Origin of the sequence: Erwinia sp. 198 (genome assembly GCF_003937915.1) — a bacterium.
GTDB classification, from domain to species: domain Bacteria; phylum Pseudomonadota; class Gammaproteobacteria; order Enterobacterales; family Enterobacteriaceae; genus Erwinia; species Erwinia aeris.
Genome location: NZ_RHUM01000009.1, coordinates 37,214 through 62,356, shown reverse-complemented (window position 1 = coordinate 62,356; position 25,143 = coordinate 37,214). Strand labels below are relative to the sequence as shown.

Genomic DNA, 25,143 nt, shown 5'->3' with positions numbered 1-25,143 from the left:
TAAAGAGTCTCCGTTAAGAAACAGAACACCCGTTCCCGCCACTCTCTTTATAATATTGCCAGCGAAACGCCATTGGTTTAAAAAACGCGCAGGCTATTACTTATTATTCTCCGAAGCGGCTTTACTGGCAGACTGAAGAATAAGCGCGTAGCGCGCCAGCAGCTGTTTTAAACGATTCTCTATCTTCCCTCTTAATACCGGCGATAGCGGATTCGACTCAAGCTGACGCAACAGCTCTTCTGCGGGCTGCATCGCTTCCAGAGGCTGTCGAAGGGCGACCAGCTGTGCCTCTAATTCCGCATAGGTAAGACAGCCAGCACGCTGCTCCTCCGGCACTTTCGCCAGCGCCAGCATTTTTTTTAATCTCAACCGCGCCGTATGCCACAGCACCAGCTGCTCCCTGGGCAGCGCGGCCAGCATAACGGCCTCCTGCCAGTTTTTATCCTGCCCGCCCAGCTCTGGCGTAACCTGGCGGGCCAGCTGAGCAATCCGCTGCGCTTTATCCGGTTCGGGCTGCATCAGCTGAAAAGCCCACGTGCCTGAAGCGCACAGCAGGCAGGCGATAACCATGCCGGCAAAAAAGCCCCGGCTACGCTCCCAAAAACTAAAACTGACCGTAAGCGCGCCAGTGCTGGTCAAATCACCCGGCACATAAACCAGCGGCGTAAACTCGTCGCTGCGGCCGGCCCGCGCCAGGGTCGCCATCTTCAGCATGGTTCGGTCAGCTTTGAGCTGGCGTTCCGGCACGGTAAGCTGCGCTATAAGCTGGCTGATTTGGATGTTCAGACGATCAAGCTGACTCAGATGCTTGTAGGCCAGCACCTCAAGCGTTTTGACATTTTGCTCCAGCTGCGCCTGTAATCGGTAAAGCAGATCGAGATCGCTTGCTTCCGGCTGGAGCTCCTTAAGACATTGTTGCATCCCGGCGCTCAGCCAGGTCACAATTGCCAGCCGGGCGGAAAGCGGCTGTGGCCAGAGCGTCGGCCATTGATGTTTCATCATTGCCGTAATAATTTCAAAGCCTTCGCACAATCCCGGCAGCCCGGCGCTGTGCGCCCTGGCCAACGTATACCAGGCCACGCTTTGCAAATCCATGCCGTTCGCCCGAAAAAGCGCGATCGCGAGCGCCTCCACGCGCTGCCAGTCCGGGCCTGACTCGCCAGGCTGATTGAGCAAGGCGATTTCCTGCCGCAGGGCGGAAAATTCCGCCAGCGCGCGAGGATCGCCGCCCGTCTGCAAAATATTGTCGCCGTGTGTTGTCATGCCGGTTTTCCTTTTTCCAATAATTCTGTCAATCCCTGAATGGACCTCAAGCGCTTGCGGCAATATGCTTTCCCGCGCCGCGTCACGATAAAAAATTTTCTTCACGACAAAGGATAAAGCCGTGACGTCCCCCTAACGCACCCGTAATATATTAACCACAATAGTGATTTGCAAAAGTAATTTATCGTTCTTCGCGGCAATGAGGATGCTTCTTCACAAAACAGGTGGTTTTTATTCTCATTATTTCACCATCTGATTTTTTTCAGTAACATCCAGAAGCGGCTTGTTGGCAAGCGTGCAAACAGCCAGATAAACAATTACCGAAAAAAGATCTTTCATAAATATAGCGTTCCCGTGATCGGATTTTTATGGACTGCCGCTGACGTCAGATGGTTTTTGGTAAGCTATTAGCCCTCGTAGCCTGAATAATCCGCTTTTACTTTATTTGCTTAATAGATTTGATTAAATATTTCCAGTTTGTATCCATTTTCTTTCACGCTCCGTTGACAAAAAGCCTGACGCATCACATTTCGCGGCACCGATCGAGGCGAACTCCGAAATTTCGTCTAAAGTTTGTTTCAGGGTCAATAACTTACAGCTATTCGATTGGGATAGGGAGAACGACTAATGCAGAAAGTTGAAAAACGTCAATGGAAAACCGTGCTGTCGCTGCCGTTGCTGATTGCCGCGCTGACGCAGGCTGGCTTCGCCGCTGCCGCCGATGGGCAGCCGCAGCCGCCCGATATGACGCTGGGGCCGTTGTTTAAGGCGGTGCAGGCCGCTAAACTGTTCCCCGATCAAAAGACCTTCGCAGACGCCCTGCCGAAAACCAGTCCCAGCCTGATTCTGGCAGACTGGCAGATGCAGAGAAAACAGCGCAATTTCGATCTGCGCCGATTTGTGAACACTAACTTCACCCTGCCCACCAACGGCCCGGCCTACGTGCCGCCTGCCGGACAGAGCCTGCGTGAACATATCGACGGGCTGTGGCCGGTACTGACCCGTAACGCCACGCCGGTTAACCAGTGGGATTCTCTGCTGGCGTTGCCCAAGCCTTATGTCGTGCCGGGCGGCCGCTTTCGGGAGATTTACTATTGGGACAGCTATTTCACCATGCTTGGTCTGGCGGAAAGCGGCCACTGGGATCGTGTGCAGGATATGGTGGATAACTTCGCCTCGCTGCTGGATAAATACGGCCATATCCCTAACGGCAACCGCAGCTATTATCTCAGCCGCTCGCAGCCGCCTTTCTTCAGCCTGATGGTCGATCTGCTGGCGACGCATAAAGGCGACAGCGTCTATCGCCAGTATCTGCCGGAGCTGCAGAAAGAGTATGACTACTGGATGAGCGGCGCCGATCGTCTCAAAGCGGGTGAAGCCAGCAAGCGGCTGGTAAAGCTGAAAGACGGCGCGCTGCTGAACCGCTATTGGGACGCCCGTGATGTGCCACGTACCGAATCTTATATGGACGACATCGCAACGGTGGAAAAAGCTAAGGGGCGCGATAAGGGCGAGCTTTATCGCGATCTGCGTTCCGGCGCGGCCTCCGGCTGGGATTTCAGCTCGCGCTGGTTCGCTAAACCTGACGATATCTCATCGATTCAAACCACCGCTATTTTGCCGGTCGATCTGAACTCGCTGATGTTTCATCTGGAAAAAACGCTGGCGCGCGCCAATAAAGAGGCCGGTCAGGCGGACGCCAGCGAGCGCTTTGCGCAGCGGGCCGAACAGCGCCAGCAGGCAATTAACCGCTATTTCTGGGATGAAAAACAGGGCTGGTACGCCGACTATGACTGGAAGATGGCGCAAGTCCGTCCGCAGCTGACGGCCGCGACGCTGTTCCCGCTTTATCTTAAGGCGGCAACAGCGGATCAGGCCAACCGTACGGCGACGGCGGTACAGGCGCAGCTGGTGAAGGAAGGTGGCCTGGTAACAACCAACGTCAACAACGGTCAGCAGTGGGATGCGCCAAACGGCTGGGCGCCGTTGCAGTGGGCCGCCGTGGAAGGGCTGAACAACTATGGCAAGCAGACGCTGGCGAAAGATATCGGCATGCGCTTTTTGAAAAACGTGCAGACCACCTATGATAAAGAACACAAGCTGGTCGAAAAATATGTGGTGGAAGGCAATAATCTGGGCGGCGGCGGCGGCGGCGAATACCCGCTACAGGATGGCTTCGGCTGGACCAACGGCGTCACGCTGAAGTTAATGGATCTCTACTGCCCGAAAGGGGTAGTGTGCAATAACGTCGGCGATATCACTAAAGGCCAGTAACACTTTCCTTCAGGCGATCCCGGATCGCCTGTTTTTCCTGCCTTTCTTTTCCTCTTCTCCCCTACGCCGTTTATCAGAAAAATCACGGATTGTACGCCGCAGTTGTAAAGATAATAATTATCATTAAGATTGTCATACTCGTTACACTTTTGCTGCCAGCCGTTAACAAGTCCGGCAGCGCTTTCTGTTTGAACTCTGAAAGGGAAAAAGCATGGTTTTCGCTCAAAAACGCCTGCTGTTCTGTACCACGCTGTTTGTCTCACCTGTTGCCCTTTGCGCCGCCGATACGCTGGTCGTTACCGCCGCACCTGCCGAAACGGCCACTACCCCGACCTCCGGCTATAACGCCACCACCAGCCAGGGCGCAATGAAGACCGATCGGCCGCTGGGGCTTACCGCGCAGGCCGTTTCCGTTGTCACCCGACAGCAGATGGAAGATCAGGGGGCAACCGACGTTAACCAGGCGCTGAGTTATACCGCCGGTGCTTTTACGAATTTTGCCGGCGCAGCCAGCCGCTACGATACCGTTTCGCTGCGCGGCTTCCACGGCGGCGACGTGGATAATATCTTCCTGGACGGCCTGCGGCTGATGAGCGATCCCGGCAGTTATAATATACTGCAGGTCGATCCCTGGTTTCTGGAACGTATCGACGTAATTAAGGGCCCCTCATCGGCGCTTTATGGTCAAACGGTGCCGGGCGGGCTGGTGATGGAAAGTTCAAAGCGTCCGCAATTCAGCCAGCAGGGCCATTTCCGTGCCTCGGCGGGCAACCATAACAGTACCAGCACCGGCTTCGATTACACCGATGCCATTAACGAACAGTGGGCGTTCCGGCTGACCGGTCTTAGCCGCCACAGCGATACGCAATACGATCATACGCGCGAAGAGAAATACGCCCTTTCCCCTTCCCTGCTCTGGCAGCCGGATGAGGATACTTCTCTGCTGCTGCGCGCTTATCTACAGAAAGATCCTTCCGGTGGCTATCACGGCGCGGTGCCCGGTGACGGCAGCATCACCGAACATAACGGACGCAAGCTGAGTACCGGCTTTTACGATGGCGACAGCGCTCTGGATCAGTTTAAACGGCACGAGCAGATTTACAGCTATGAATTTGCTCATCGCTTTAACGATACCTGGGCTTTCCGCTCTAACGCCAGCTACGCCCATTCCAATGTCGATCTCGATCAGGTTTATCAAACCGGCTGGGATACGGCTGACGCGGATCGGCTGAACCGCTATTACTCCGGCTCCCGCTCGTCACTTGATGCCTTTGCGCTGGATAATCAGCTGGAGGCGGATTTCGCCACGGGCGAGCTGGCACACAAAGTCGTGCTGGGCGCGGAGTACCATCAGTATAAAAACGATCTTAACGAAGCCAGCGGCAACGCCAGCCAGCTGAACGCGCGCACGGGTGAAGCGCTGGGGCCGCAGCCGAATTACGATTTTTCCCGCTCGCAGCGCCGCTACTATCAGACCGGTGTTTATTTGCAGGATGAGATGATCTGGCAGCAGTGGCATCTGGATCTGTCCGGACGTTACGACCGTATCGTATCGCAAACGGAGAACGATGCGACGGCAGACAAGCATCGCCGCCAGGACGATCATCTCAGCGGGCGCGCCGCGCTGCTTTACGCCTTTGCCAACGGCGTTTCGCCTTACGTCAGCTACAGCCAGGCGATTACGCCGCAGTCCCTTTCCGATATTAATGGCAATCTGCTGCAGCCAACCACCTCGGAGCAGTATGAAACCGGCGTAAAATATCAGCCACCGGGCACCTCGGATCTCTATAGCGCGGCAGTGTACGATTTAACGCAGAAAGATGTAGGCAACCGCGTGGTCAAGGAATCTTATTACGACCCGGCAGGCAAAGTGCATTCGCAGGGGCTGGAGCTGGAAGCCCATCACCAGTGGACGCCGCGCCTGAGCACGCTGGCCAGCTATACGCTTAATCACGTCCGTTATAAGGATGCCGTGGACGGCAACGACGGCCACACGCCTTACGTGACGCCAAATTCAATGGCCTCTTTCTGGGGCAAATATCAGTTTGCATGGGGCGTCAGCGCGGGCGCGGGCGTGCGCTATATCGGCAAGCAGTGGGCGGACAATGAAAACACCACGCGCCTGCCCTCCGTCACGCTGTTTGACGCTTCGGTACGGGCCGATCTTGGCGTCTGGAACCCCAGCCTGAAAGGCGCGTTTGTGCAGCTTAACGCCACTAACCTCACCGACCGTCACTACGTCGCGGCCTGCTACGGCACGGGCTACTGCTACTGGGGAGCAGAACGTTCGGTGATGGCCACCGTCGGCTACGATTTCTGAGGCACATAAGAAAAACCCCACGCCGAAGCGTGGGGTTTCTCAGTAAGCTTTACCGCTGCGCGATCAGCTTCTGACTTTACGGTAGATCCACAGCACAACGATGGCGCCAATGACCGCCACGATAAAGCTGCCGAAGTTGAAGCCGTCTACCTTGCCGAAACCGAACAGCGTACTGATCCAACCGCCGACCACGGCACCGACTATGCCCAGGATCACGGTGATAATAATACCGCCGCCATCTTTACCCGGCATAACCCACTTAGCGATGATACCGGCAATCAGACCGAAAATGATCCATGACAAAATTCCCATTTACTGCTCCTTTGCTTGTACTGATTAGACCGCATAAGTATAGGCAAGATTTCTAACTCTGTGATTTAAAGCCAAACTTTTTGCAATTTTTTTTCCGGACCGGCTAAAGCGTCACGCGCCGATGCCGATAATTTGACGTAACACCGCCAGGTGCGTGTTTTCTGACACCCAATCGGAGCAGGACGTGAAAGAAGAAGAAAAAGAACAATATCTCAAGCGCGGCCCGCTCGCCGTGCTTGCCGTATTAAAAAACTTGTTGAAAAATCAGACGCCTGTTCTGGTTTCTCATGCAAGAGGCCAGTTTATTACGCGGCTGCTGTACGTGGATAAAGAGCGCCTGATCGTCGACTATGGCAGCAATGAGTATGAAAACCAGCTGGCGCTGGAAATGGATGAACTGCATCTGGCTGCAGAAACCTACGGCGCAAAAGTCGAGTTTACGCTTAACGCGCTTGAAAACGACAGTCATGAAGGCCTGCCCGCCTTTGGCGCCGGGCTGCCCGACGAGCTGTTGATGATCCAACGACGTGAGTTCTTTCGCGTAGCCGTCCCGCTTGACCCAATTTTTTACTGCTACGTCAAATGGCCGGACGGCAGCGGCCAGGGCCGGATGCGAGTTCAGGATCTCTCGCTGGGCGGTATCGGCGTGTTAAGCGATTCTCCCATTCCGGAAAGCCTTGAGGGTGGCGAAATCTTTAAGAAAGTGTGTATTGAACTGGGCGAATATGGTCGCCTTGAGGCGGACGCCACGCTGATTAACGTCGGCGAGCGCAGCGTGGTAGGTAATAAAAATGAAACCGTGGTCACGCCGCGCCTGAGCTTTCGCTTCGCCTCGCTGGATTTCAGCCAGGAGCGCCTGTTACAGAACGTGATTTTCTCGCTGGAACGGCTGGCGCGCGAAAAAGCCACCCGCTTTCAGTAGCCGTAAGCAACCCCGCTAACGCAGCGAACTTTATCAGGCCGCGCGTCCGCTAAATCGTCCGGTAGGCCGTGGTCACCTTCCACAAGTAGCGCGGCGCCTGCGCTGCCGGATGCTTATTCTGTACGTGTTGATAAAACTCTTCCGGCGTCATGGCGTTGATCATGGCGATAGCCCGATCCCTGTCGCGTGAGAACGTTCTCAGCAGCGCGCCTGCACCATTGGCATAGGAAACAATAGTGGCGTAGCGCAGCGTTTTCGGATCGCGGATCCCCGACAGCGAACTATCCTGCAAAATTTTCAGATAAGCCGTACCGATATCGATATTTTTCACCGGATCGCGCAGCTCCGAGGTGCTTGGCTGCCCGCGACGGCCCTGTACCCGATAGACTTCCCGGCCCGCCGTAGAGGCTTTTATCTGCATCAATCCAATGGCATTCGACTTGCTGACTACCGTTGGATTGCCGCCCGATTCCACAGAAATGATCGCCTCAACCAGCTTCTGATCGACGCCATAGTTATGCGCGGCGTTTTCCGTAAACAGCGACCAGGCCTGAGCGACCTTCCCCGGCGGCGCCTTGGTGAGCGGGGTTTGCCGCTGATGTTCATTCGGTTTATGCGGCTGGCTCGCGCACCCTGCCAGCAGGAGCATACTCACGATCGCCACTGTTTTTATGCTCTTCACGCTATTTTATTCCTCTCAGCTTTAGCTTCGCGTTTTATCATAGCGGCGATTTGCCGGGATAATATTACCGAAACTCTTAATTTAGCGCAGCGGTGGATGACTTCAGCTGCGCTTTTCGTCATTATCAGCCGTATTGGACCCTGTATTGCGTAAAATGATTCATTAACCCTGCGCAAAAAACAGATGTCCCGCCTGAAAGTACAAGGCTAACAGCTTTACCGCGACGAAAAACCGTTGAATAAGGGCCAAAATTTAGCCAATTAAGGATAAAAGTGAAGATTATGTCCGTTACTCCACGCACTTTTCATTTGATCGCGCCTTCCGGCTATTGCCAGAATCAGGCGGCAGCGCAGCTTGCCGTGCGGCGGTTGCAGGAGCAGGGTCATCAGGTGAATAACCTGCAAACGATCGCCCGTCGCAGCCAACGCTTTGCCGGTAGCGACGAGCAACGGCTACAGGATTTGGATTTACGACAGGTCGAAGCGGATATTGTGCTGGCGGTGCGCGGCGGCTACGGCGCGACCCGGCTGCTTCCCGGTTTCGATGCCGCCGCGCTGGCGGCGCGTCTGCGCGAGCGTCCGCTGGCAATTTGCGGCCACAGCGACTTTACCGTGATCCAGATGGCGCTGCTGAAGGCGGGCGGACAAACCTTCAGCGGCCCGATGCTGGCAGGCAATTTTGGCGCGGAGGTCGTTTCTGATTTCACCCTCGATCATTTCTGGCGGGCGCTAACCTCGCCTGAATTCACGCTGGAATGGCCCACTGCGCCACAGGATGTAAAGGTTTCGGGCACGGTTTGGGGCGGAAATCTGGCGATGCTGACTTCGCTGATTGGTACGCCGTGGCTGCCGGATATTGACGGCGGTATCCTGGTGATTGAGGATATTAACGAGCACCCTTTCCGCGTGGAGAGAATGCTGCTGCAGCTGGCGCAGCACGGCGTGCTGGCACGGCAGAAAGCCATTGTCACCGGTAGTTTTACCGGCGTAAAACTCAGCGAGTACGACAACGGCTATGACTTTGACAGCGTGTGGACGCTGATACGCGAGCTGACCGGCCTGCCGGTAGTGACCGGGCTGGAATTTGGCCATCACTGGAACACCGTCACGCTGCCGCTTGGCGCGCATGGCCAGCTGCGGGTCGCAGGCGATGTCGGCAGGCTGACTCTGTCAGGGCATGCGGTACTGCGGGAGCATCCATGAAGCAGCTGTATGACGATCTGTGGATCTCGACGCCGGAGTTTCCGCCGGGCGAACGCGATCCGGAAGTGATGATGCACGGTTTTCTGCTGAAGCTTTCACGTGGCAACGTGCTGATTTCACGCGTCGAGGATCATGAAGACCATAATATTATCAGCGATCTCGGCGGGATTTTTCGCCACTATCTGACCCACTGGCACGAGGCAGGCCCGGGCACGCGACTGCTGCAGCAGCGCTTTAATTCGGCGCTCTATTGCCATAACCGCGCGCTCGGCCCCGTCAGTTCGTTCGCCGAAGCGGACGACACCTTTAATCAGGCGGAAGTACACTGCGGCAGCCTGCACGTGGTGCCCACGCCGGGTCACACGCCGGGCAGCACCACCTACCTTTATGCTTCACCCTATGGCAAAACCTACCTGTTTGTCGGCGATACCATTAGCCTTAGCCACCAGCGCTGGGTAACCGTGCTGGTGCCGGAAAGCAACGAGGCCGATCTGAAAAAAACGCTGGAGTTTTATCGGGCGCTGCGCCCGGACGTGGTGCTGATGGGAACCACAAAAGGCCATCTGTCCTGGCAGGAAGTAACGATGCGGGATTGGCTGGCGCTGCTGGACGAGGCGGAGAACTCGCCGCTGGATCTGCGTCAGCGGCCCGGAGATTAATCGCTTTTTGCTGGCTACAGCGTTTTCGTCAGGTAAAACCGCTGGTGCACGCGCGGATAGTTATCCAGCACCAGCCGGACGACGTAGCCCTGTTTTTCATAGAAAGGCCGGGCCTGGAAGCTGGCGGTATCGACCTGAGCGTAGAGGCAGCCGCGTCGACGCGCCTCTTCTTCCACCGCCTGCATTAGCGCCGTGCCTGTCCCCTGCCCACGCAATGCTTCGCTTACCCAAAGCATATTGATGCGCAACCAGTTGCCCGCCGTTGAACCCGTCAGGCCAGCCAGTTTTTTGCCGCTGGCATCTTCAATAAATGCGCCAATGCTTTTTAACTCGCCGATAGCCATAAACTGCGAGTTATAAGCCCGCAGGCCGGCTTCAATTTCCGCCAGTTCGTCCGCCCCAGGCTGGTGCGTTATTCTGATAGTCACAGGCTCCTCTTTTATACGTAAAAGGTTGCGGCTCGCTCAGGCCCTCCGGCAAGATTGCCCGGCTGACTACTCAGGATTCGACCTTTCCCGACGCATCGGTACGTTGCAGCGTTACCGTACTGTTTTCACGTTCGCCGGTGCGGCTACAGGAAACCAGGGTTTTCCTGCCCTCATACGAGAAAAAAGTCTCGTTAGTGCTTTTGTTCATCACCATCTGGTCACCGTTGCGAAACAGTACGATAGCCACTTTATCGCCGTTATCGGTGCGGGACTGCTGGCTGCCCGACGCAATCTGGAAATTATCACCCGCCCACAGTACCGTGGTCAGACCATACTGGGCGTTGGTGACGGTCATGGTCGGCCTGCCAGGGCAGGTGATCTGATATTCGCTGTTTTGCAACGGCGCCGTGCCTTCAGAGGATTGAGCGAAAAAGGAACAGGCGCAAAGGCCGCCGAGGGCAAGTAAACGAAGCATGAGCATTCTCCGGGCAAGTGTCTGACAGATCTGGCACAGTATCCTGCCCGCATCGTGGTTGGGCCGCAATCGGAAGTGGCCTGGTCTGCGCTACAGGCTGCTCATCTCTTTAATATCCGCCTGGTTTACCGCCTGCTGCCTGCCGGATTCATCGGTATAGATAACCATACCGGTCGCCTTATCGATTTCCGGCTTTCCTTCAACAACCTTTGTGCTGCCGTCGCGCATATGGATGATATGGTCATTTGCACAGCCGCTCAGCAAAGTGGCGGCAGCAATCAGTGGAAAAAGTAACAATTTTTTCATCTTTTCTCTCCTTAAGTTAACCGAGGGAAGTGTAGTCTATGTGCACAGCAATTTTTGATAATTGCTGCGCAGCGGGAGGGGTCGCAAGTCTCGACCAGATAAGGAAAGTTATCGCCGCCATCAACAAATTTCGGTTGAAGCCAGGCAGATTTAACTGTATTTTTATCCAGCACTGATAACCAGGACCCCTCTCATGTTTGTTGAACTGATTTACGATAAGCGCAACGTTGCGGGCTTACCAAACGCGCAGCAGCTGATTTTAGATGAACTGGAAAAGCGCATTAAGCGAGTTTTCCCCGATGCCGATGTCAAAGTAAAACCTATGCAGGCAAACGGCGTGAAAACGGACGCCAGCAAAAGCGACAAATCGGTAATGTTGAGAATTATTGAAGAAATGTTCGATGAAGCGGACCAGTGGCTGATTGCAGAAGAATTTTGATAACCCTCGCACTTCAGGCGTTATTATAACGATTTTTGCCCCTTGACGGTTGCGTTTTACCGTCTTCATGCCACTATTCTTCTATCAAGTTTCCCTGGTGTTGGCCCGTGATTATCCTCTTTGCGGGCATTTTTTTATCCGAAAACTGAAACCGCACTGATATATCCCCCCCCCCTCTTTTATTACTTTAATGAGTTGTTAAAATTTATTTAAATAAATTTAAATTTCGTAACAACCTAAAGTTTTCTCCGGGCGAGCCGACGATCTGAGCAGGCAATTAATTGAGACGCAACTATGGCAGTTATATCGGTTCCTGCGCTGGGAGGGCTACTGGCGAAGGCTGAATGGCGTAAAGGCTCGCCGTTAACGGAAGAAGAAGTGGAAAAGATTCGGGATATCACCACGCTGGTTCAGGTACCGGATAATATAGCCCGCACTCTGGATCCTTTTTGCGGATACGCTAATGTCGATCCGCAAAAATGCTGGGAAACCTGGCAACGCTATCGGGCCGGCTCGCTGGCCCGAAGGTAATTAGCGGTTTTCCTGCGCTTTTTGATGCTCAGCGATTTCGGCGTAAAGCAGATCGTAAACCTGTGCAGCGTAGGCCGAGCTGTCTCGCAACATTTGAATAGCATCCTCAAGCGTTTGCGGCTCCATCTGGCCCACAATTCGCCACCCCAAAGCGATATTCTTCGCTTCTTCCAGCCGTTCCGGATGATAGACATACGCAGCTTCTGACACGAAATTCTCCTGATTTGAGTTTTGGCCCTATTTTACTGAGCAATGGCTTAGCATCTCAACCCTTGATTTAAACAGATTTAACTTTTTTGCCATTTTTACCCCTCTTTTACCGGAAAATGTTTCTTTATCCGGCAAATCTGCAGGGGATTAAAGGGAAAAACAGACTAATCCTGGCAGAAGAAAGTTGTAAACCCAATGAAGATTAGCTACCACGGGTAAATAATGTAAGGAAATCGCTGGTTTTACCATTATTAATGAAACTTTCCCGTAACAGAACATTTCTGGCGGATTTGGCTTTATTCCCATGGCAAAAGGAAACGATTTATTAATAGCGAAGTCGGGGATTGTCGGCCTTTTAATACAGCAAGTTATGTCTGAGAGGAACGTGCAACACATTTGTAGATAAGCGGCAGAGTAAACATGTATTTATTACACTAATTTAGCTTAGGTAAGAATAATATATTAATACCACGTATAACCTTAACAGTGCCGTTCAAAAAAAGAACTCCTGCCAGTAAGACAAGCTGACCGGCAGGCGAAGATTTCATCTACCGGGGCGCAGCACGGCAAGGATCTCCGCTACATTGCCTTTTGAGCGAAATACCGCCGCGCAGAACACCAGATTGATGATGAGAGAGGCCCAGCTGCTGTGATTGTAATCATCGAAGAAATAACGAAACGGAACCGACCCATAGGCCAGCACCAGCAGATAGGCCAGCCATGATGCCCACCATTCATGGTGCGCGCCGGGCTTACGGAAAAACATTAGCCGCAGGGCAATTGCCGAGCAGGTGATCACATTGGTAATCACCATAGGATCATTTGTGACCATGAAAGCCTCCTTTGATGCGGGCCAGCCAGGCGGCCGGATCCTGCTGATTAAAGAATGTTAAGGTTTTAATGGCCAGCGCCGAGAGCAGTACCGCTCCAAGCCCATCCAGCGGCCTGTCGCTATACCCCAACAGGCCAGCCAGTTTGGCGCCGACAACATCGGCGCCGAACACGCCCACGATCCATGAGACAACAAAATAAGCAGCCCGCACGCGCAAAGCGATGTCAGCTGCGCCGGCAACATAAAACACCGCTCCGGCAAAGGAGCCAAACAACACGCTGTAGTTCATGCCACCTAACTGACTCGCCACACTCGCTCCGGCTGAAGATACCACACCAATCCTCACTACCATTTCATGAATGAACATAGAGCCCCCTTTCTGCTTCAGCGTCTTCTCAAATGGACGAGAAAAAATCCCGGTCTGCGCCAGGAATAGAAAATTCGATTTAGCACAGCTGGAGTAGTTGATATTTTTACATTAGTGCGGGAAATGCGTACGCGTGAGGGTCCTGTAAATTTATTTGGTGCTGATTCGGAAAAGCCAGGCAATGAAACGGACGACCCGTGAGTGTTGATAAGGGAACCATGCGGTTCAACGCTATGACGCTGCCTGTAGAGCGATGAGGCCGCAAAGAAAAGGTAGCCAGCGCAGCATTTATCCTGTGAAAGACGTCGCTTCTGCTGTGACCAGCAGTTTATCAAGTTTTTTCCGCTTTTAGTCTCAGAAATGACGCCATAGGGTGCGTCAACCTGTTTTATGCGTTCGGGAGCGCGCGATAAAGACAAGAAATGATGGCAGACAAAGTTTCCGCTAAGCAGGATTGCTACCCTACCGGCCCGTAACCGCCTGCCTGCCGGACGCAGCCGTTGAGATTATCGGAAACTTTAATGGAAACAGTGTTAAACAAAACGTTGAAAGAAAGGGTTTTTCACTCAATACTTTTTGAGGTGGTGGCTAATGCCCCGATTGCGCTCGTGCTGGCGGCGAGATTAGCCGTGCCCGCAACGCAATCCGTCGCGCTGGCGAAGCTGTACGCCATCACGGCAATGCTGAGTAAGGTTATTTTTAATCGCCTGTTTGATGCTGTTCAAATAAAATCGGGTTTCAGGCGGAGCCTGCCCTTCAGGATCCTTCACGCGGTTCTTTTTGAAGCCGGACTGCTTGCCGTTCCGATCCCGATAACGCCCGGTGGTTTACCGCTTATTGTTAAAAGCCTTTATGTTGCAAATAGCGCTGGTTGCCTTCTTTTTGCCTTATATCGTCGTGTTTAACTATGTTTACAACTTTTTCCGGTTCCATTGGGTTTGCCGCTCCAGGGGCGCAGAGAGGTGATAATGCCACGTATTATAACAAGCTGCGTAATTTTACTGATTTTAGCCGTACTGGTTATCAACTGTTCGGTGCCCATCAGGTTCGCCGTAGAAGATCTGCTTTACCATCTGGCGCTGTTTTTAATGCATCTTCGCTCGTCCTGAACGGTTTGCTGTAAAAAGGGCAACGGGCACTTCCGTAGCGCTTGATTTTCCGGCGAATACGCTTGCGCAACGTCAGTGGATGAAACGCATTGTCGAGCAGGCCCGCTGTATGCACATCCTGCATTTCCTGGATGAGCCAGACAGCTTGTGCAAAGCCCGGCTGGCGTTAAGAAATCAGGTCAAAAGTCATGACTTTGCCGTTACAGAGAAAGAATATGAGCTTACCAGCCGCTATTTTGTCGCGCCGGTAAAAGAAGAAGGTTTTAACATCAAACGTTATTCCAGCGACGCTGGCTAAGGTCAAGCCGATGATCAGACGGGCACGCCCGGAAGAAGCGCGGGCGCTATGGCAAATACGTAACCTGGCTATCCGTGCCGGTTGTAGAGCATCCTACGGTGAAGAGAAGGTCATGGCCTGGACGCCAGACAAGATGCCTGCTGGCTATCTTCAGGCCATTGTTCAGCATCCCTTTTTTGTGGCAGACGCGCCGGGATTTCCCGTGGCAACAGGCTTTCTCGACAATAAAACGCACAGCGTGGAGGCCATTTTTACTCTGCCGGGCCATATGGGCAAAGGGTACGCCACGCAAATTTTGACGGCTATAAAAAATGAGGCCCTCTCAAGGGGTATTACCACGCTCACCCTTTCTTCCACGCCGGACGCCATGACATTTTACCAGCGTCATGGCTTCACGCTGCTCAGACAATCGGTTTATCACTCTGCGCTGGCAGGCGATCTGCTCTGCATGGAAATGCAGGCCGATCTGTTACATTCAAAAAAAGTTACATTCTGAATTTACTGAAAAAAAAGATTAATAACAGCAAGTTAAGCTCATACGCTTTTTGCGAGGCTTGCGATCCTTCGCGGGGCTGCCAGGGTTAACGGAGCGTTTTAACAAGAGATTCATTTCAACAGGAGGTTAATATGGCCCGTTTTCAGCAAAAAGTCGTGGTGGTAACCGGTGCAGGTTCCGGTATTGGTCAGGCTGCGGCAGAACGCTTCGCCAGCGAAGGTGCTTCCGTGGTGCTGGTAGGCCGCACGAAAGAAAAGCTGGATAAGACGCTGGCGAAACTGGCTCAGGGTGAGCATCTGGTCGCAGCCTGCGACGTGGGCGAGGCGGAACAGGTAGAACGGCTTGCCAAAAACGTGCTGGATAAATATGGCCGGGTGGACGTCCTGGTGAATAATGCCGGCCAGATCGTTCAGGGCCGAATTCATGAGATCGCGCTGGACGACTGGAAAAATCTGATGAAGGTTGACCTGGACGGCGTGTTTTACTGCGTGCATTACTTTATGCCCGCGCTGCTGAAAAGCAAAGGCAACGTGGTTAACGTCTCTTCCGTGTCCGGGCTGGGTGGCGACTGGGGAATGAGCGTTTATAATGCCGCCAAGGGCGCGGTCACCAATTTTACCCGCTCGCTGGCGCTGGACTATGGTGAAGACGGCGTACGCGTAAACGCCATCTGTCCCGGTTTTACCTTTACCGATCTGACGGAAGAGATGAAAGATAACCAGCAGCTGCTGAATAAGTTCTATGAGCGCATTCCGCTGGCGCGTGCAGGTGAACCGGAGGATATCGCCAGCGCTATTGCCTTTATTGCCAGCGATGACGCCCGCTATATCACCGGCGTTAATCTGCCGGTCGATGGCGGTATCATGGCATCCAACGGTCAGCCTAAACAGGCCTGATGTTTCCGGCGGCACGGCGTGCCGCCTGATCCTCGTTATGGGCTGCTCGCCATTGATTAATCATTTCCGCCGTCACTTCTTTTACATAGCAAATCGGCGCCTCACCGCCCTGTCTGCTCCAGGCGCTTCGTTTACCACAGCGACTGCCGTTTCTGGCTGAATTAAACGGGCAGGCGCAGCTGCCGGAATAATCTGCAATGGACTCGGCTACGATCCGCTGCTGCACCTCCTCGTCCGACAGCCGGGCAGCCAGCGCCGGGCCTGCACAAAAAAATATTACCGCCAGGCTAAGTAACAATTTTAATTTCATAGCGCCTGCCCTTGCGATTTTCTTGCTGTTTGCAGCGGAAAGGGATGTTTTAGGGTGTGAACTCAGGCCGTTTCAACCTCATCAATCAGCCCGGGACGCTGATTTTTGATATTGCCTACGGCCTTACTAACCGGATGCCAGGCGAATTCGTCAATCGGGACGGCCCCCTCTTTTACTATCCCGCTCGCCTGTTCCGGGGTGGTTTTCTCACTCATCCAGGCAAGCGCGGCTTCGGGCGTCAACACCAGCGGCCGACGATCGTGAATATCCAGCAGTCCTTTATCGCTGGCGGCCGTTACGATCAGGAAGCCCTCATGTTCGTCCTCTTTGTTAAAAGGCGCTTTGCCGATGGCCGCAAAAAAAAGCGGCTCGCCGCTCTGATGATAAATAAAGTAAGGCTGCTTGTTACTGCCGTCGCGTTTCCATTCGTACCAGCCGTCGGCCATAACTATCGCCCGCCCGCTGCGCCAGAGCGGCTTAAACATTTTGCCCGTCGCCGCCGTTTCCGATTTAGCGTTAATCAGCGGCTGCTTGTGCCACCATACCGGGCTGTATCCCCAATGAACAGGATCAAGATGAAGCGTCGCGTCACGTTCATTCAGCAACGGTACGCGCGTTCCTGGCGCCACGTTATAACGGCCAAGCGGTTCTGGATCGTAAGCGATATCCCGCTCGATGCCGTTACTCAAGGCTTCCAGATAAGCCTCACGGGATCGGTATTGAGTAAAACGTCCGCACATAATCTCCTCCTTTCCGATAAGCGTAGCAGCGAAAAACGGCAGGCCGCCCATGCCTGTTCCTTTTTTCACGCGCCCCAGGCAGCCATGACCCATCCTTTTATGACGAAACTTTATTAGTTACCGTTGCTTATATTAGCGCCCCAGGCTGAGCCAGACAGCACCAGCTGAAAGAGCATGGCAGTACTGTTTTTTTATCAGGATCCTTATTGCAATTTATAAGCGTATATTATCTTTGCTTCGTTACTTACAGAGAACAGAGATGAAAAAAACGACCCTGCTTTTGCTGGCTTCCCTGCTGGCCGTGCTGTCTGCTTCAGCATTCGCCTGCCCTAAGGGACAACATCCCCATGGCGGTACCGGTTCCCATCATAAAGGCGGCTATTGCTCTTACTGAGTCTTATTTTCAGAGCACCGCCCGGGTGATTTTTATCAAGGCGCAAGCATTTATCAGCATGGCAAAGACCTGACACAGCAACCTTGCGCCTTTTATAACGGTTTCAGATGAACAGGTTCAGCGTTCGCCATCGCCGACCACAAACAGTACTCCCCCACCACAGACCGCCAGGTTCCCTGTCAGCAGTGAATTTAAAAAAGAACAGCATGATTGCCGTCAGAAATCAGAGGACAATAAACCGATAGCGCGCTAAAACCTGTAACGGCGCTGAATAAAGAGCTGATCGGCCTCCGGGGAGAAGGGATCTTTGCGCCTTTGAGCAGGCGTGGCTTCACCTTATTTTAAAAAGGGCAGCGATGGCAGCAGGAGGATATCAGGTATACGGGCTGCCGCCCGACACGGGCGGCAGGTGCTGGCCGACACGGGCGGCAGGTGCTGGCCGTCAGGCATGCGCTTTGCGGTCCGCCAACAGCTGGTCGACAAACGCGACGATTTCCGGCTTATCCCGCTCTATTTGCGCTATTTTTTCGGCAAATTTCGGCAGATATGCCTTATGGGCATACAGCAGCGAATCCAGCAATTTGATGGCCGTATCGCCAGCCGGGATCAGCGGATTGATAGTAAACGCATGCAGCGCCGCGCCATAATCGCCGGTCACGGCCGCTTCGATAGTGGTTTCCTCCATCGCCTTCATCAGCTGGATCATGCCTCGCGCCGCAGGCGGCAGCGCTCCCCAACGCAGCGGCTTCGGGCCATGCGCGGTAATAGCTGCCGTCACTTCCACAATACAGTCGAAAGGCAGATCGGCAATGGCGCCTTTATTGCGCGTTGACACCACCATCTGTTTACCGGTGTTATTCTGGATAGCGGCGATCAGATCGCAGGCCGCATCGCTGTAGTGGGCGCCGCCGCGCTGGCTCAGCTCTTCCGGTTTGTAGTTAAGATTGACATCCTTATAGAGTTCAAACAGCCGCTTTTCGGTTTTTTTCACCACCTCGGCACGCGTTTCATACTGCCTGAATTCTTCAATAGCGTGCGCCAGCATCGGCTCCTGTAAATAGTAATAGCGATGATAGCCGCACGGCAGGATGCCAAGGTGTTTGACCTGCTCATAGTGGAAAGGGATCTGGTGAATATTTTTCAGTCCTTCATCAGAGCGATCGCGCTGTTCCGGCGCATAGATTTTATCGATCAGCTCGGCGGTGCGTTCATTTCCTTTGTTGTCCCAGACGCGGTGCCAGTGAAAATGGTTAAGCCCGGCGAACTTGAAGTTTAGTTCGGCCTCGGGGATCGCCAGCAGCTCGCAGGCCTGGGTGATATGGCTGAAAGGCACGTTGCACAGCCCCACCGTTTTTTCCCATTGTCCGTATTTTATCGCGGCTTCCGTCACCATCCCGGCCGGATTGGTAAAGTCGACCAGCCAGGCGTTGGGGCAAAGCACACGCATATCGTCAATAATTTCCAGAATAACGGGAATGGTGCGGAACGCTTTAAACAGCCCGCCCGCGCCGTTGGTTTCCTGCCCCAGCAGGCCGTTGGCCAGCGGGATAACCTCATCCTTCAGGCGAGCATCCAGCAGCCCTACACGAAACTGCGTGGTCACGTAGTCGGCATCTTTCAGCGCTGCTTTACGATCGAGCGTCAGATGAACCTGCCAGTCCAGTCCGGCCGCCGCAATCATACGCTTCGCCATATTGCCGACGATTTCCATTTTTTCGGCGCCGTCCGCAATATCCACCAGCCAGAATTCCGCTATGGGTAACCGATCCTTGCGCAGGATCAGCCCTTCGATCAGTTCCGGGGTATAGCTGGATCCGCCGCCGATGGTGACAATCTTTATTTTGTTTTGCATACAAAAAGCTCCTTGAATGAGCGGACAGACAGAGAGTGGGCTGAAAGCAGGTAGCCCTGCCCCTCACCGCATGGATGATGAATGACTGAATAAAACCCGCTGGGCTTTATTTATGCTGGCTGTTCAGGTAGTGATACACCGCGCCCGTCAGCCCCGCGCTGTTGCCATGGCTGGCTCTGGCGACACACACCGTCAGGCCATACCAGCCCAGATGCGCTTTGATCTCGTCGATAAAGCCTGGCCGTTCGGTTATGCCTCCGCCCAGGAAGATGCATTGCGGATCGAACAGATGCGCCAGGTTATAAATGCCCGAGCAAAGATCCTGATAAAATTGTGTAACCAGCCGGACGCAAATTTTATTTCCCTGGTCATAGCCGGCGAATATCTCTTCACCCGTGACCGCTTCCAGCGGCCTGTCGCTTACCAGCGCGTAGCGCCTGCGCAGGACCGCCAGCGTGCAGTTTTCATTCATGGTGTAGCTGTTCAGCCGTCCCGCGCCCGGCCGCTCGCTAAGCAGGTAGCCGAATTCTCCCGCCCTGAAACGATGCCCGCGCACCAGCTCGCCGTTGCAAAAAAGCGCGCCGCCAATGCCCGTGCCGATGGTCATCATCAGAAAATCCCGCATCGTCTGCGCGTTGCCCAGCCAGCGTTCGGCCAGCAACGCGCAGTTGGCGTCGTTTTCTACGCTAACGGGCAGGCCTGTTTTATTTTGTAGCCACGCCTGTAAAGCAAAGCCGTCAAAATCGCGCAGGGAGCCGCCCATCGTAATAAAGCCTGTCCAGGGATCGACGTAGCCGGGAACGCTCAGGGCTATTCCTTCGCATTCGGAATGGCTCGCCAGCCATGCCTGAATCGAAGCCAGTATGTGCTCGCCGGAAAAATTCGGGACCGCCGTTTTTTCCTGCGCCAGGATCTCGCCCTTCTCGTTCAGCACGCCCATTTTTAAGGCGGTACCGCCGATATCGTAAGCTGCAATTCTCATCATTCACTCCGGCTTGTTGGCGGGCGGCATCACGCCGCCCGTCAGGCCTTTCCGGTCAGCCGGATTTAAAGGGATGCACCGTCAGAAGCGATAACCTTTTTATACCAGTCAAAGCTTTTCTTTTTGGCGCGGGAGAAATCGCCGCTGCCGTCATCGCTGCGGTTAACGTAAATAAAGCCGTAGCGCTTATCGTACTGTCCCGTACCGAAAGAGACGCAGTCCAGACAGCCCCAGGGCGTAAACCCCATCAGATCGACGCCATCCTCCAGCACGGCTTTTTTCATCTGCACGATATGCTCGCGCAGGTAGCTGATACGGTAGTCGTCGTTGATCTCGCCGTTCTCCTCAACCTTATCAAACGCGCCGAAGCCGTTTTCCACGATAAACAGCGGTTTCTGGTAGCGTTCATAGAGTACGTTAAGCGTGTAGCGCAAGCCGACCGGATCGATCTGCCAGCCCCAGTCGGAAGCTTTTACGTGCGGATTTTTGCGGCTGCCGGGGAACGCCTCCAGCGGTGTATTGTCAGTTTGCTGGGCGGTCGAGTACTCTACGGCATTACTCATGTAGTAGCTGAAACCAAGGTAATCGGTGCAGCCTTCCCGCAGCGTCTGCTCGTCTTCCGGCGCCATATCGATAGTGAATCCGCGCTGCGCCCACTCTTTGCGAACCCAGGCAGGATAAGCTCCCCGCATATGCACATCGCCAAACAGATAGCGCTGCTGCATTGCTTTGTGCGCGTACATTACGTCGTCCGGATGACAGGACCAGGGATAGAGCGGCACCATCGCCAGCATGCAGCCAATTTTAAAATCCGGATTGATGGCATGGCCCAGCTTTACCACTCTGGCGCTGGCGACAAACTGGTGATGCAGCACCTGGTACATCACTTCTTCAGGGTTTTCGTGGTCGGTAAAAATGACGCCGGAGTTGCTGTAGCCATACAGCGACTTGCGCCAGTTGCGCTGATTATTGATCTCGTTAAAGGTCATCCAGTATTTCACTTTGTGCTTATAGCGCTTCAGCACCACTTCGCTGTAGCGCACAAAGAGGTCAATCAGCTCCCGGTTAAGCCAGCCGCCATACTGTTTAACCAGATGCAGCGGCATTTCAAAGTGCGACAGCGTGATCACGGGCTCAATGCCGTGCTTTAACAGTTCGTCAAAAACGTCATCATAAAACTTCAGCCCCGCCTCGTTAGGCTCGGCCTCATCGCCCTGCGGAAAAATACGCGTCCAGGCGATAGAGGTGCGGAAACACTTAAAGCCCATTTCCGCAAATAGCGCGATATCTTCCCTGTAACGATGATAAAAATCCGTAGCGAGGTGATTGGGATAATTTTTACCGGCCATCACGCCGTCGGTGATTTCTCTGTCCACACCGTGCGAACCGCCCGTCAGCACGTCGACAATGCTCGGGCCTTTGCCGCCCTCCTGCCAGCCGCCCTCAACCTGATGAGCAGCGACCGCACCGCCCCATAAAAAATCAGCAGGTAATTTGTCAGACATAAATGGTTCCTTTTCAAAGATTACTGCGTACGAGTTTTGGTCAGCTCCTGCACCTCACGATGCAGATAGATAATCTCTTCCACCAGTTCACGGCACAGCATGGCGTTCATCAGGTGATCCTGCGCATGCACCAGGATCAGGTTGACCGGAATTTTGCCGCAGCCTTCGTCCGCGCCGATCAGTTCAGTCTGGATCCTGTGCGCTTCACGCACGGCTTTTGTCGCCTCCAGCAGCGAGGCCTCCGCCTCTTCCCAGCTATGCTTTCGCGCCGCCTGGAGCGCCTGCATGGCAGCGGAGCGCGCTTCGCCGGCATGGATAATCAGCTCCATCACCGTCGTTTCCATATCCTGTGGTGCATCCATTATTTGGTCTCCTCAGCCAGAACCATGCCGTCAGCCATTTCCGCTTCCTGTTGCAGCAGCTGGCGTTCGTACATTTTGAAGAATGGGTAATAAATCAATGCCGACAGGCCAATCAGAAACGCGACCAGCACCACCGCACGCCAGTCCCAGCCCGTAGACCAGGCTGCACCAATCGGGCCGGGCGTGGTCCATGGCGCCAGGGAAATAGCATGGTTGATCAGATCGGTGCGCGTCGCTGTCCAGGCGATAACCGCGTTGATCAGCGGCGTAGTTACAAAGGGAATAAACAGCAGCGGATTCATTACTACCGGCGAGCCGAAAATAATGGGCTCGTTGATATTGAACATGCCGGGAACCAGACCCAGGCGGCCAATCGAGCGCAGATGGGCGGACTTGCTGCGCAGATAAAGGATCACCAGCCCCATAGTTGCACCGGAGCCGCCTACCGTAATAAAGAACTGCCAGAACGGCTCAACAAAGACTTTGGTCACCTCCTGCCCCGCGTTAAGCGCCTCCTGGTTAATGCCCAGGTTTGCCAGCCAGAACGCCTGGAGCAGCCCGCCGACGATCGCCGCGCCGTGGATGCCGGCAAACCAGAGCAGATGGCACAGCAGCACCGCTATCAGCACAGCGGGCAAAGAGTCCGCAGCGGACAGGATTGGCGCGAACAGGGACATAATCGCCTGCGGCAGGAGTAGCCCGAAATGGCTCTCCATAAGCAGATTTAGCGGATAAAGCGTAAGGAAAATAACCAGGATTGGGATCAGCAGATCGAAAGACTGGCGGATTTTGGGCGGCACCTGTTCGGGAAGCTTAAAGCCGATATTGTACTTCGTCAGCAGATGCATGATTTCGGTACAGTACAGGCTGATAAGAATGGCGGTGAAAATGCCCTCGCCGCCCAGAGAGGCAACCGACAGCGCGCCATCTTTTTGCGGCGCGGCAACCACCAGAAAGGTCATCAGCGAGAGCAGCGCGGCCATCAGGCCGTTGAGCTTATAGCTCTGCGCAAGGTTATAGGCGATAGCGCTGGTGATGAAGACGGCCATAATCCCCATCGTCATATTGTAAGGCATCATCAGCTGGTCGTTATATTGCCTGACGATACCTAACCACCATTTTGCAAAAGCCCACTGGCTGTTTTCGCTGAAAGGTGGATGAGAAAACAACAGCATAAAGGAACCTACAATTAAAAACGGCATCGAAGCAATAAAGCCATCTTTAATAGCGACAACATGTCTTTGTGAAGATAAGCGCGCGGCTACCGGACTGATACGATTTTCAATCACCCCAAACAGCGAATTGGCCAGTGTGCTCATTATGCCCCCTAATGAGATTCAATAAGCGCCAGCGCGGATTGCAGAATTTTTTCGCCGTTAAGCATCCCATAATCCATAGTATTAATAACGGCAACCGGTTTATGGTATTCGGCCGCGCATTTTTGGAAATCATCGAGCTTGTACTTGATTTGCGGGCCCAGCAGGCAGCAGTCAAAATCAGCGATCTTTTCGTTGAACTCTTCCATGCCAACTGCCTGAATTTTCGTATCAATTCCGAGTTTTATGGCGGCCTTTTCCATCCGCTGAACCACCATGCTTGTGGACATGCCTGCAGAGCAACATAATAATATCTTGATCATAACATCCTCCTTTGTTTCCTGAATTTTTACGCGCCATTCGATCAGCCTGCAACCGGTTACAGATCCTCTTTTTACTTTTTGTGATCCATCACCCACTCATTCAGTAATTTATTTATCGCCAGACATAAAATAATGTGAGACCGGTTACAGATTATTTGTTTATGCCGCACCTGAATATATTTACCGTACATCCTTAAATCTTTGCTGGCGTGGTGAAAAAAATGCGGGTTTTAACCGCTACGTTTTTGGTTACAATAAGCGGCCGATAAAGAAAGGAAACTCTCCATGATTACGATGCTGGATGTGGCCAGGCGTGCTGGCGTCTCAAAAGCGACCGTTTCTCGCGTGCTGGCCGGGCGTGGCTACGTGTCGAAAACGGTGCGGGACAAGGTCATGAGCGCCGTGGAGGAAATGGGCTACCGGCCTAATTTGCTGGCGCGTAACCTGGCGACCAACCGCAGCCAGAGCATTGGCCTGATGGTGCCCAATACCCTTTATAACGGCCCCTTTTTTAGTGAGCTGCTCTATCAGGTAGCGACGCTGACCGAGCAGCTGGGGTCGCAGCTGGTGCTGGCCGACGGCAAACACACGGCGGACCAGGAGCGGCAGGCCATCAATTTTTTGATCGACAGCCGCTGCGATGCCCTAATCATTTATCCAAGATCGTTGAGCGTGGAAGAGATCGACACGCTGATCCCGACGATCAGCAAACCGATGCTGATCCTGAACCGCAGTTTAAAAACGTTTCCACACTATGCTGTCTGCGCCGATCATGAAAACGATACGTTCCAGGCTGTAGATTATCTGATCGGCCAGGGACATCGGGACATCGCGTTTATCAAAGGCATGGCGGGATCGCATACCGGTCTCAGCCGACTGAACGGCTATTTATCCGCGCTAAAGCGGCATGAAATTACGCCGCATCAGGCGCTGATGCTGGAAGGCGGCTGGACCAACGAGAGCGGCAGGCTGGCGGCCTGCGAGCTGCTGCGGCGCAACGTCAGGTTTTCCGCTATTGTCGCCAGTAATGACGATATGGCGATAGGCGCCGTCTGCGCGCTGCGCGCCGTGGGGCTGAAAGTGCCGGACGATGTCTCCCTGCTCAGCTTTGATGATATTCCCGTCGCCGCCTATTTGACGCCAGCGCTGACGACCGTACGCGTGCCGGTTGCAAAGATGGTTTCCAGCGCGATGATGCAGCTGGCAAAGATGCTGGATGGTGAGCAGGTCGAGCCGCTGGCGCTGATGCCAGGCGAACTGATCCGCCGGCAGTCTGTAGGGATCGGGCCTTACGGTAAGGCGCAAGAGAGATGAAGCCTGCCACGGATCGGCAAGTCG

31 protein-coding genes are annotated in these 25,143 nt (G+C 53.9%); 14 read left to right on the top strand and 17 right to left on the bottom strand.

Annotated features, from left to right (window positions below):
- Positions 1–96 precede the first annotated feature (96 nt).
- Positions 97–1,263 (bottom strand): type VI secretion system ImpA family N-terminal domain-containing protein, encoded by a 1,167-nt coding sequence (locus tag EGK14_RS13865; RefSeq protein ID WP_125289684.1) that lies wholly within the window; start codon positions 1,261–1,263, stop codon positions 97–99.
- A gap of 627 nt (positions 1,264–1,890) precedes the next feature.
- Here EGK14_RS13865 and treA point away from each other — a divergent pair.
- Both treA and EGK14_RS13855 read left to right on the top strand, forming a co-directional pair.
- Complete coding sequence (gene treA, locus EGK14_RS13860) at positions 1,891–3,537, top strand: alpha,alpha-trehalase TreA (protein WP_125289683.1); 1,647 nt, start codon at positions 1,891–1,893, stop codon at positions 3,535–3,537.
- A gap of 211 nt (positions 3,538–3,748) precedes the next feature.
- Positions 3,749–5,857, top strand: a complete 2,109-nt coding sequence (locus EGK14_RS13855; protein WP_125289682.1) for a TonB-dependent siderophore receptor — start codon at positions 3,749–3,751, stop codon at positions 5,855–5,857.
- Positions 5,858–5,920: 63 nt separating this feature from the next.
- Here EGK14_RS13855 and EGK14_RS13850 read toward each other — a convergent pair whose 3' ends face one another.
- Positions 5,921–6,169, bottom strand: a complete 249-nt coding sequence (locus tag EGK14_RS13850) for a GlsB/YeaQ/YmgE family stress response membrane protein (protein ID WP_125289681.1) — start codon at positions 6,167–6,169, stop codon at positions 5,921–5,923.
- Positions 6,170–6,353: 184 nt separating this feature from the next.
- Here EGK14_RS13850 and EGK14_RS13845 point away from each other — a divergent pair, with 184 nt between their 5' ends.
- Complete coding sequence (locus EGK14_RS13845) at positions 6,354–7,091, top strand: flagellar brake protein (RefSeq protein WP_125289680.1); 738 nt, start codon at positions 6,354–6,356, stop codon at positions 7,089–7,091.
- Between the two features lie 49 nt (positions 7,092–7,140).
- Here EGK14_RS13845 and emtA read toward each other — a convergent pair whose 3' ends face one another.
- A complete protein-coding gene (emtA, locus tag EGK14_RS13840; RefSeq protein WP_125289821.1) occupies positions 7,141–7,740 on the bottom strand; it encodes a membrane-bound lytic murein transglycosylase EmtA in 600 nt (199 codons plus the stop codon).
- Positions 7,741–8,054: 314 nt separating this feature from the next.
- Between emtA and ldcA the strand changes: the two genes are divergently transcribed.
- Both ldcA and EGK14_RS13830 read left to right on the top strand, forming a co-directional pair.
- Entirely contained in the window at positions 8,055–8,975 is a 921-nt protein-coding gene (gene ldcA / locus EGK14_RS13835) for a muramoyltetrapeptide carboxypeptidase (protein WP_125289679.1), read from the top strand.
- Positions 8,972–9,634 (top strand): MBL fold metallo-hydrolase, encoded by a 663-nt coding sequence (locus tag EGK14_RS13830; RefSeq protein WP_125289678.1) that lies wholly within the window; start codon positions 8,972–8,974, stop codon positions 9,632–9,634. The genes ldcA and EGK14_RS13830 overlap by 4 nt, the downstream gene beginning before the upstream one ends.
- Before the next feature lie 14 nt (positions 9,635–9,648).
- Here the strand turns inward: EGK14_RS13830 and EGK14_RS13825 are convergent, their stop codons facing one another.
- From EGK14_RS13825 to EGK14_RS13815, 3 genes are all read right to left on the bottom strand, one after another.
- The gene (locus EGK14_RS13825; RefSeq protein WP_233598503.1) at positions 9,649–10,062 is read right to left on the bottom strand and encodes an N-acetyltransferase; all 414 of its coding nucleotides are present in this window, start codon (positions 10,060–10,062) and stop codon (positions 9,649–9,651) included.
- 70 nt (positions 10,063–10,132) lie between these two features.
- A complete protein-coding gene (locus EGK14_RS13820; protein WP_233598502.1) occupies positions 10,133–10,537 on the bottom strand; it encodes a hypothetical protein in 405 nt (134 codons plus the stop codon).
- 90 nt (positions 10,538–10,627) lie between these two features.
- Positions 10,628–10,843: a YgdI/YgdR family lipoprotein gene (locus EGK14_RS13815; protein ID WP_125289677.1), complete on the bottom strand. Its 216-nt coding sequence runs from the start codon at positions 10,841–10,843 to the stop codon at positions 10,628–10,630.
- 193 nt (positions 10,844–11,036) lie between these two features.
- Between EGK14_RS13815 and EGK14_RS13810 the strand changes: the two genes are divergently transcribed.
- Together EGK14_RS13810 and EGK14_RS13805 are read left to right on the top strand one after the other, a co-directional pair.
- Positions 11,037–11,282, top strand: a complete 246-nt coding sequence (locus EGK14_RS13810) for a DinI-like family protein (protein ID WP_125289676.1) — start codon at positions 11,037–11,039, stop codon at positions 11,280–11,282.
- A gap of 294 nt (positions 11,283–11,576) precedes the next feature.
- On the top strand, positions 11,577–11,813 hold the full coding sequence (locus EGK14_RS13805) for a hypothetical protein (RefSeq protein ID WP_125289675.1): 237 nt from the start codon (positions 11,577–11,579) through the stop codon (positions 11,811–11,813).
- On the opposite strand, the gene EGK14_RS13800 is transcribed toward EGK14_RS13805, so the two are convergent.
- The 3 genes from EGK14_RS13800 to EGK14_RS13790 form a co-directional block, all read right to left on the bottom strand.
- Positions 11,814–12,023: a hypothetical protein gene (locus EGK14_RS13800; RefSeq protein ID WP_125289674.1), complete on the bottom strand. Its 210-nt coding sequence runs from the start codon at positions 12,021–12,023 to the stop codon at positions 11,814–11,816.
- 544 nt (positions 12,024–12,567) lie between these two features.
- The gene (locus EGK14_RS13795; RefSeq protein WP_125289673.1) at positions 12,568–12,855 is read right to left on the bottom strand and encodes a phage holin family protein; all 288 of its coding nucleotides are present in this window, start codon (positions 12,853–12,855) and stop codon (positions 12,568–12,570) included.
- Positions 12,842–13,222, bottom strand: a complete 381-nt coding sequence (locus EGK14_RS13790; RefSeq protein ID WP_125289672.1) for a putative holin — start codon at positions 13,220–13,222, stop codon at positions 12,842–12,844. The genes EGK14_RS13795 and EGK14_RS13790 overlap by 14 nt, the downstream gene beginning before the upstream one ends.
- A gap of 521 nt (positions 13,223–13,743) precedes the next feature.
- Between EGK14_RS13790 and EGK14_RS13785 the strand changes: the two genes are divergently transcribed.
- The 5 genes from EGK14_RS13785 (at position 13,744) to EGK14_RS13770 (ending at position 16,021) form a co-directional block, all read left to right on the top strand.
- Positions 13,744–14,127 (top strand): chlorhexidine efflux transporter, encoded by a 384-nt coding sequence (locus EGK14_RS13785; protein ID WP_125289671.1) that lies wholly within the window; start codon positions 13,744–13,746, stop codon positions 14,125–14,127.
- Positions 14,128–14,190: 63 nt separating this feature from the next.
- On the top strand, positions 14,191–14,331 hold the full coding sequence (locus EGK14_RS21605; RefSeq protein ID WP_233598501.1) for a hypothetical protein: 141 nt from the start codon (positions 14,191–14,193) through the stop codon (positions 14,329–14,331).
- A 79-nt stretch (positions 14,332–14,410) separates the two neighbouring features.
- Positions 14,411–14,629 carry a hypothetical protein gene (locus EGK14_RS13780; RefSeq protein ID WP_125289670.1) on the top strand — a complete coding sequence of 73 codons (219 nt, stop codon included), beginning with the start codon at positions 14,411–14,413 and terminating at the stop codon, positions 14,627–14,629.
- Positions 14,630–14,639: 10 nt separating this feature from the next.
- Complete coding sequence (locus EGK14_RS13775) at positions 14,640–15,125, top strand: GNAT family N-acetyltransferase (protein ID WP_125289669.1); 486 nt, start codon at positions 14,640–14,642, stop codon at positions 15,123–15,125.
- Between the two features lie 131 nt (positions 15,126–15,256).
- Entirely contained in the window at positions 15,257–16,021 is a 765-nt protein-coding gene (locus tag EGK14_RS13770) for an SDR family NAD(P)-dependent oxidoreductase (RefSeq protein WP_125289668.1), read from the top strand.
- On the opposite strand, the gene EGK14_RS13765 is transcribed toward EGK14_RS13770, so the two are convergent.
- A complete protein-coding gene (locus EGK14_RS13765; protein WP_125289667.1) occupies positions 16,008–16,331 on the bottom strand; it encodes a hypothetical protein in 324 nt (107 codons plus the stop codon). The two genes, EGK14_RS13770 and EGK14_RS13765, sit on opposite strands and share 14 nt — an antisense overlap.
- Before the next feature lie 62 nt (positions 16,332–16,393).
- Entirely contained in the window at positions 16,394–17,071 is a 678-nt protein-coding gene (locus EGK14_RS13760; RefSeq protein WP_125289818.1) for an SOS response-associated peptidase family protein, read from the bottom strand.
- Between the two features lie 259 nt (positions 17,072–17,330).
- Here EGK14_RS13760 and EGK14_RS21750 point away from each other — a divergent pair, with 259 nt between their 5' ends.
- Positions 17,331–17,465, top strand: coding sequence for a hypothetical protein (locus EGK14_RS21750; protein ID WP_255416545.1), 135 nt, complete (start codon positions 17,331–17,333; stop codon positions 17,463–17,465).
- 442 nt (positions 17,466–17,907) lie between these two features.
- On the opposite strand, the gene EGK14_RS13755 is transcribed toward EGK14_RS21750, so the two are convergent.
- The 6 genes from EGK14_RS13755 to EGK14_RS13730 all read right to left on the bottom strand — a co-directional run bounded on the left by EGK14_RS13755 (position 17,908) and on the right by EGK14_RS13730 (position 23,805).
- Positions 17,908–19,317: a 6-phospho-beta-glucosidase gene (locus EGK14_RS13755; RefSeq protein ID WP_125289666.1), complete on the bottom strand. Its 1,410-nt coding sequence runs from the start codon at positions 19,315–19,317 to the stop codon at positions 17,908–17,910.
- Positions 19,318–19,423: 106 nt separating this feature from the next.
- Complete coding sequence (locus EGK14_RS13750) at positions 19,424–20,299, bottom strand: ROK family protein (protein ID WP_125289817.1); 876 nt, start codon at positions 20,297–20,299, stop codon at positions 19,424–19,426.
- Between the two features lie 65 nt (positions 20,300–20,364).
- Positions 20,365–21,804, bottom strand: coding sequence for a 6-phospho-beta-glucosidase (locus tag EGK14_RS13745; RefSeq protein WP_125289665.1), 1,440 nt, complete (start codon positions 21,802–21,804; stop codon positions 20,365–20,367).
- Positions 21,805–21,824: 20 nt separating this feature from the next.
- Positions 21,825–22,166 carry a PTS lactose/cellobiose transporter subunit IIA gene (locus EGK14_RS13740; protein WP_125289664.1) on the bottom strand — a complete coding sequence of 114 codons (342 nt, stop codon included), beginning with the start codon at positions 22,164–22,166 and terminating at the stop codon, positions 21,825–21,827.
- Positions 22,166–23,485 carry a PTS sugar transporter subunit IIC gene (locus EGK14_RS13735; RefSeq protein ID WP_125289663.1) on the bottom strand — a complete coding sequence of 440 codons (1,320 nt, stop codon included), beginning with the start codon at positions 23,483–23,485 and terminating at the stop codon, positions 22,166–22,168. The genes EGK14_RS13740 and EGK14_RS13735 overlap by 1 nt, the downstream gene beginning before the upstream one ends.
- An 8-nt stretch (positions 23,486–23,493) precedes the next feature.
- On the bottom strand, positions 23,494–23,805 hold the full coding sequence (locus EGK14_RS13730) for a PTS sugar transporter subunit IIB (protein WP_125289662.1): 312 nt from the start codon (positions 23,803–23,805) through the stop codon (positions 23,494–23,496).
- 285 nt (positions 23,806–24,090) lie between these two features.
- Here EGK14_RS13730 and EGK14_RS13725 point away from each other — a divergent pair, with 285 nt between their 5' ends.
- Complete coding sequence (locus tag EGK14_RS13725; protein ID WP_125289661.1) at positions 24,091–25,119, top strand: LacI family DNA-binding transcriptional regulator; 1,029 nt, start codon at positions 24,091–24,093, stop codon at positions 25,117–25,119.
- Positions 25,120–25,143 lie beyond the last annotated feature (24 nt).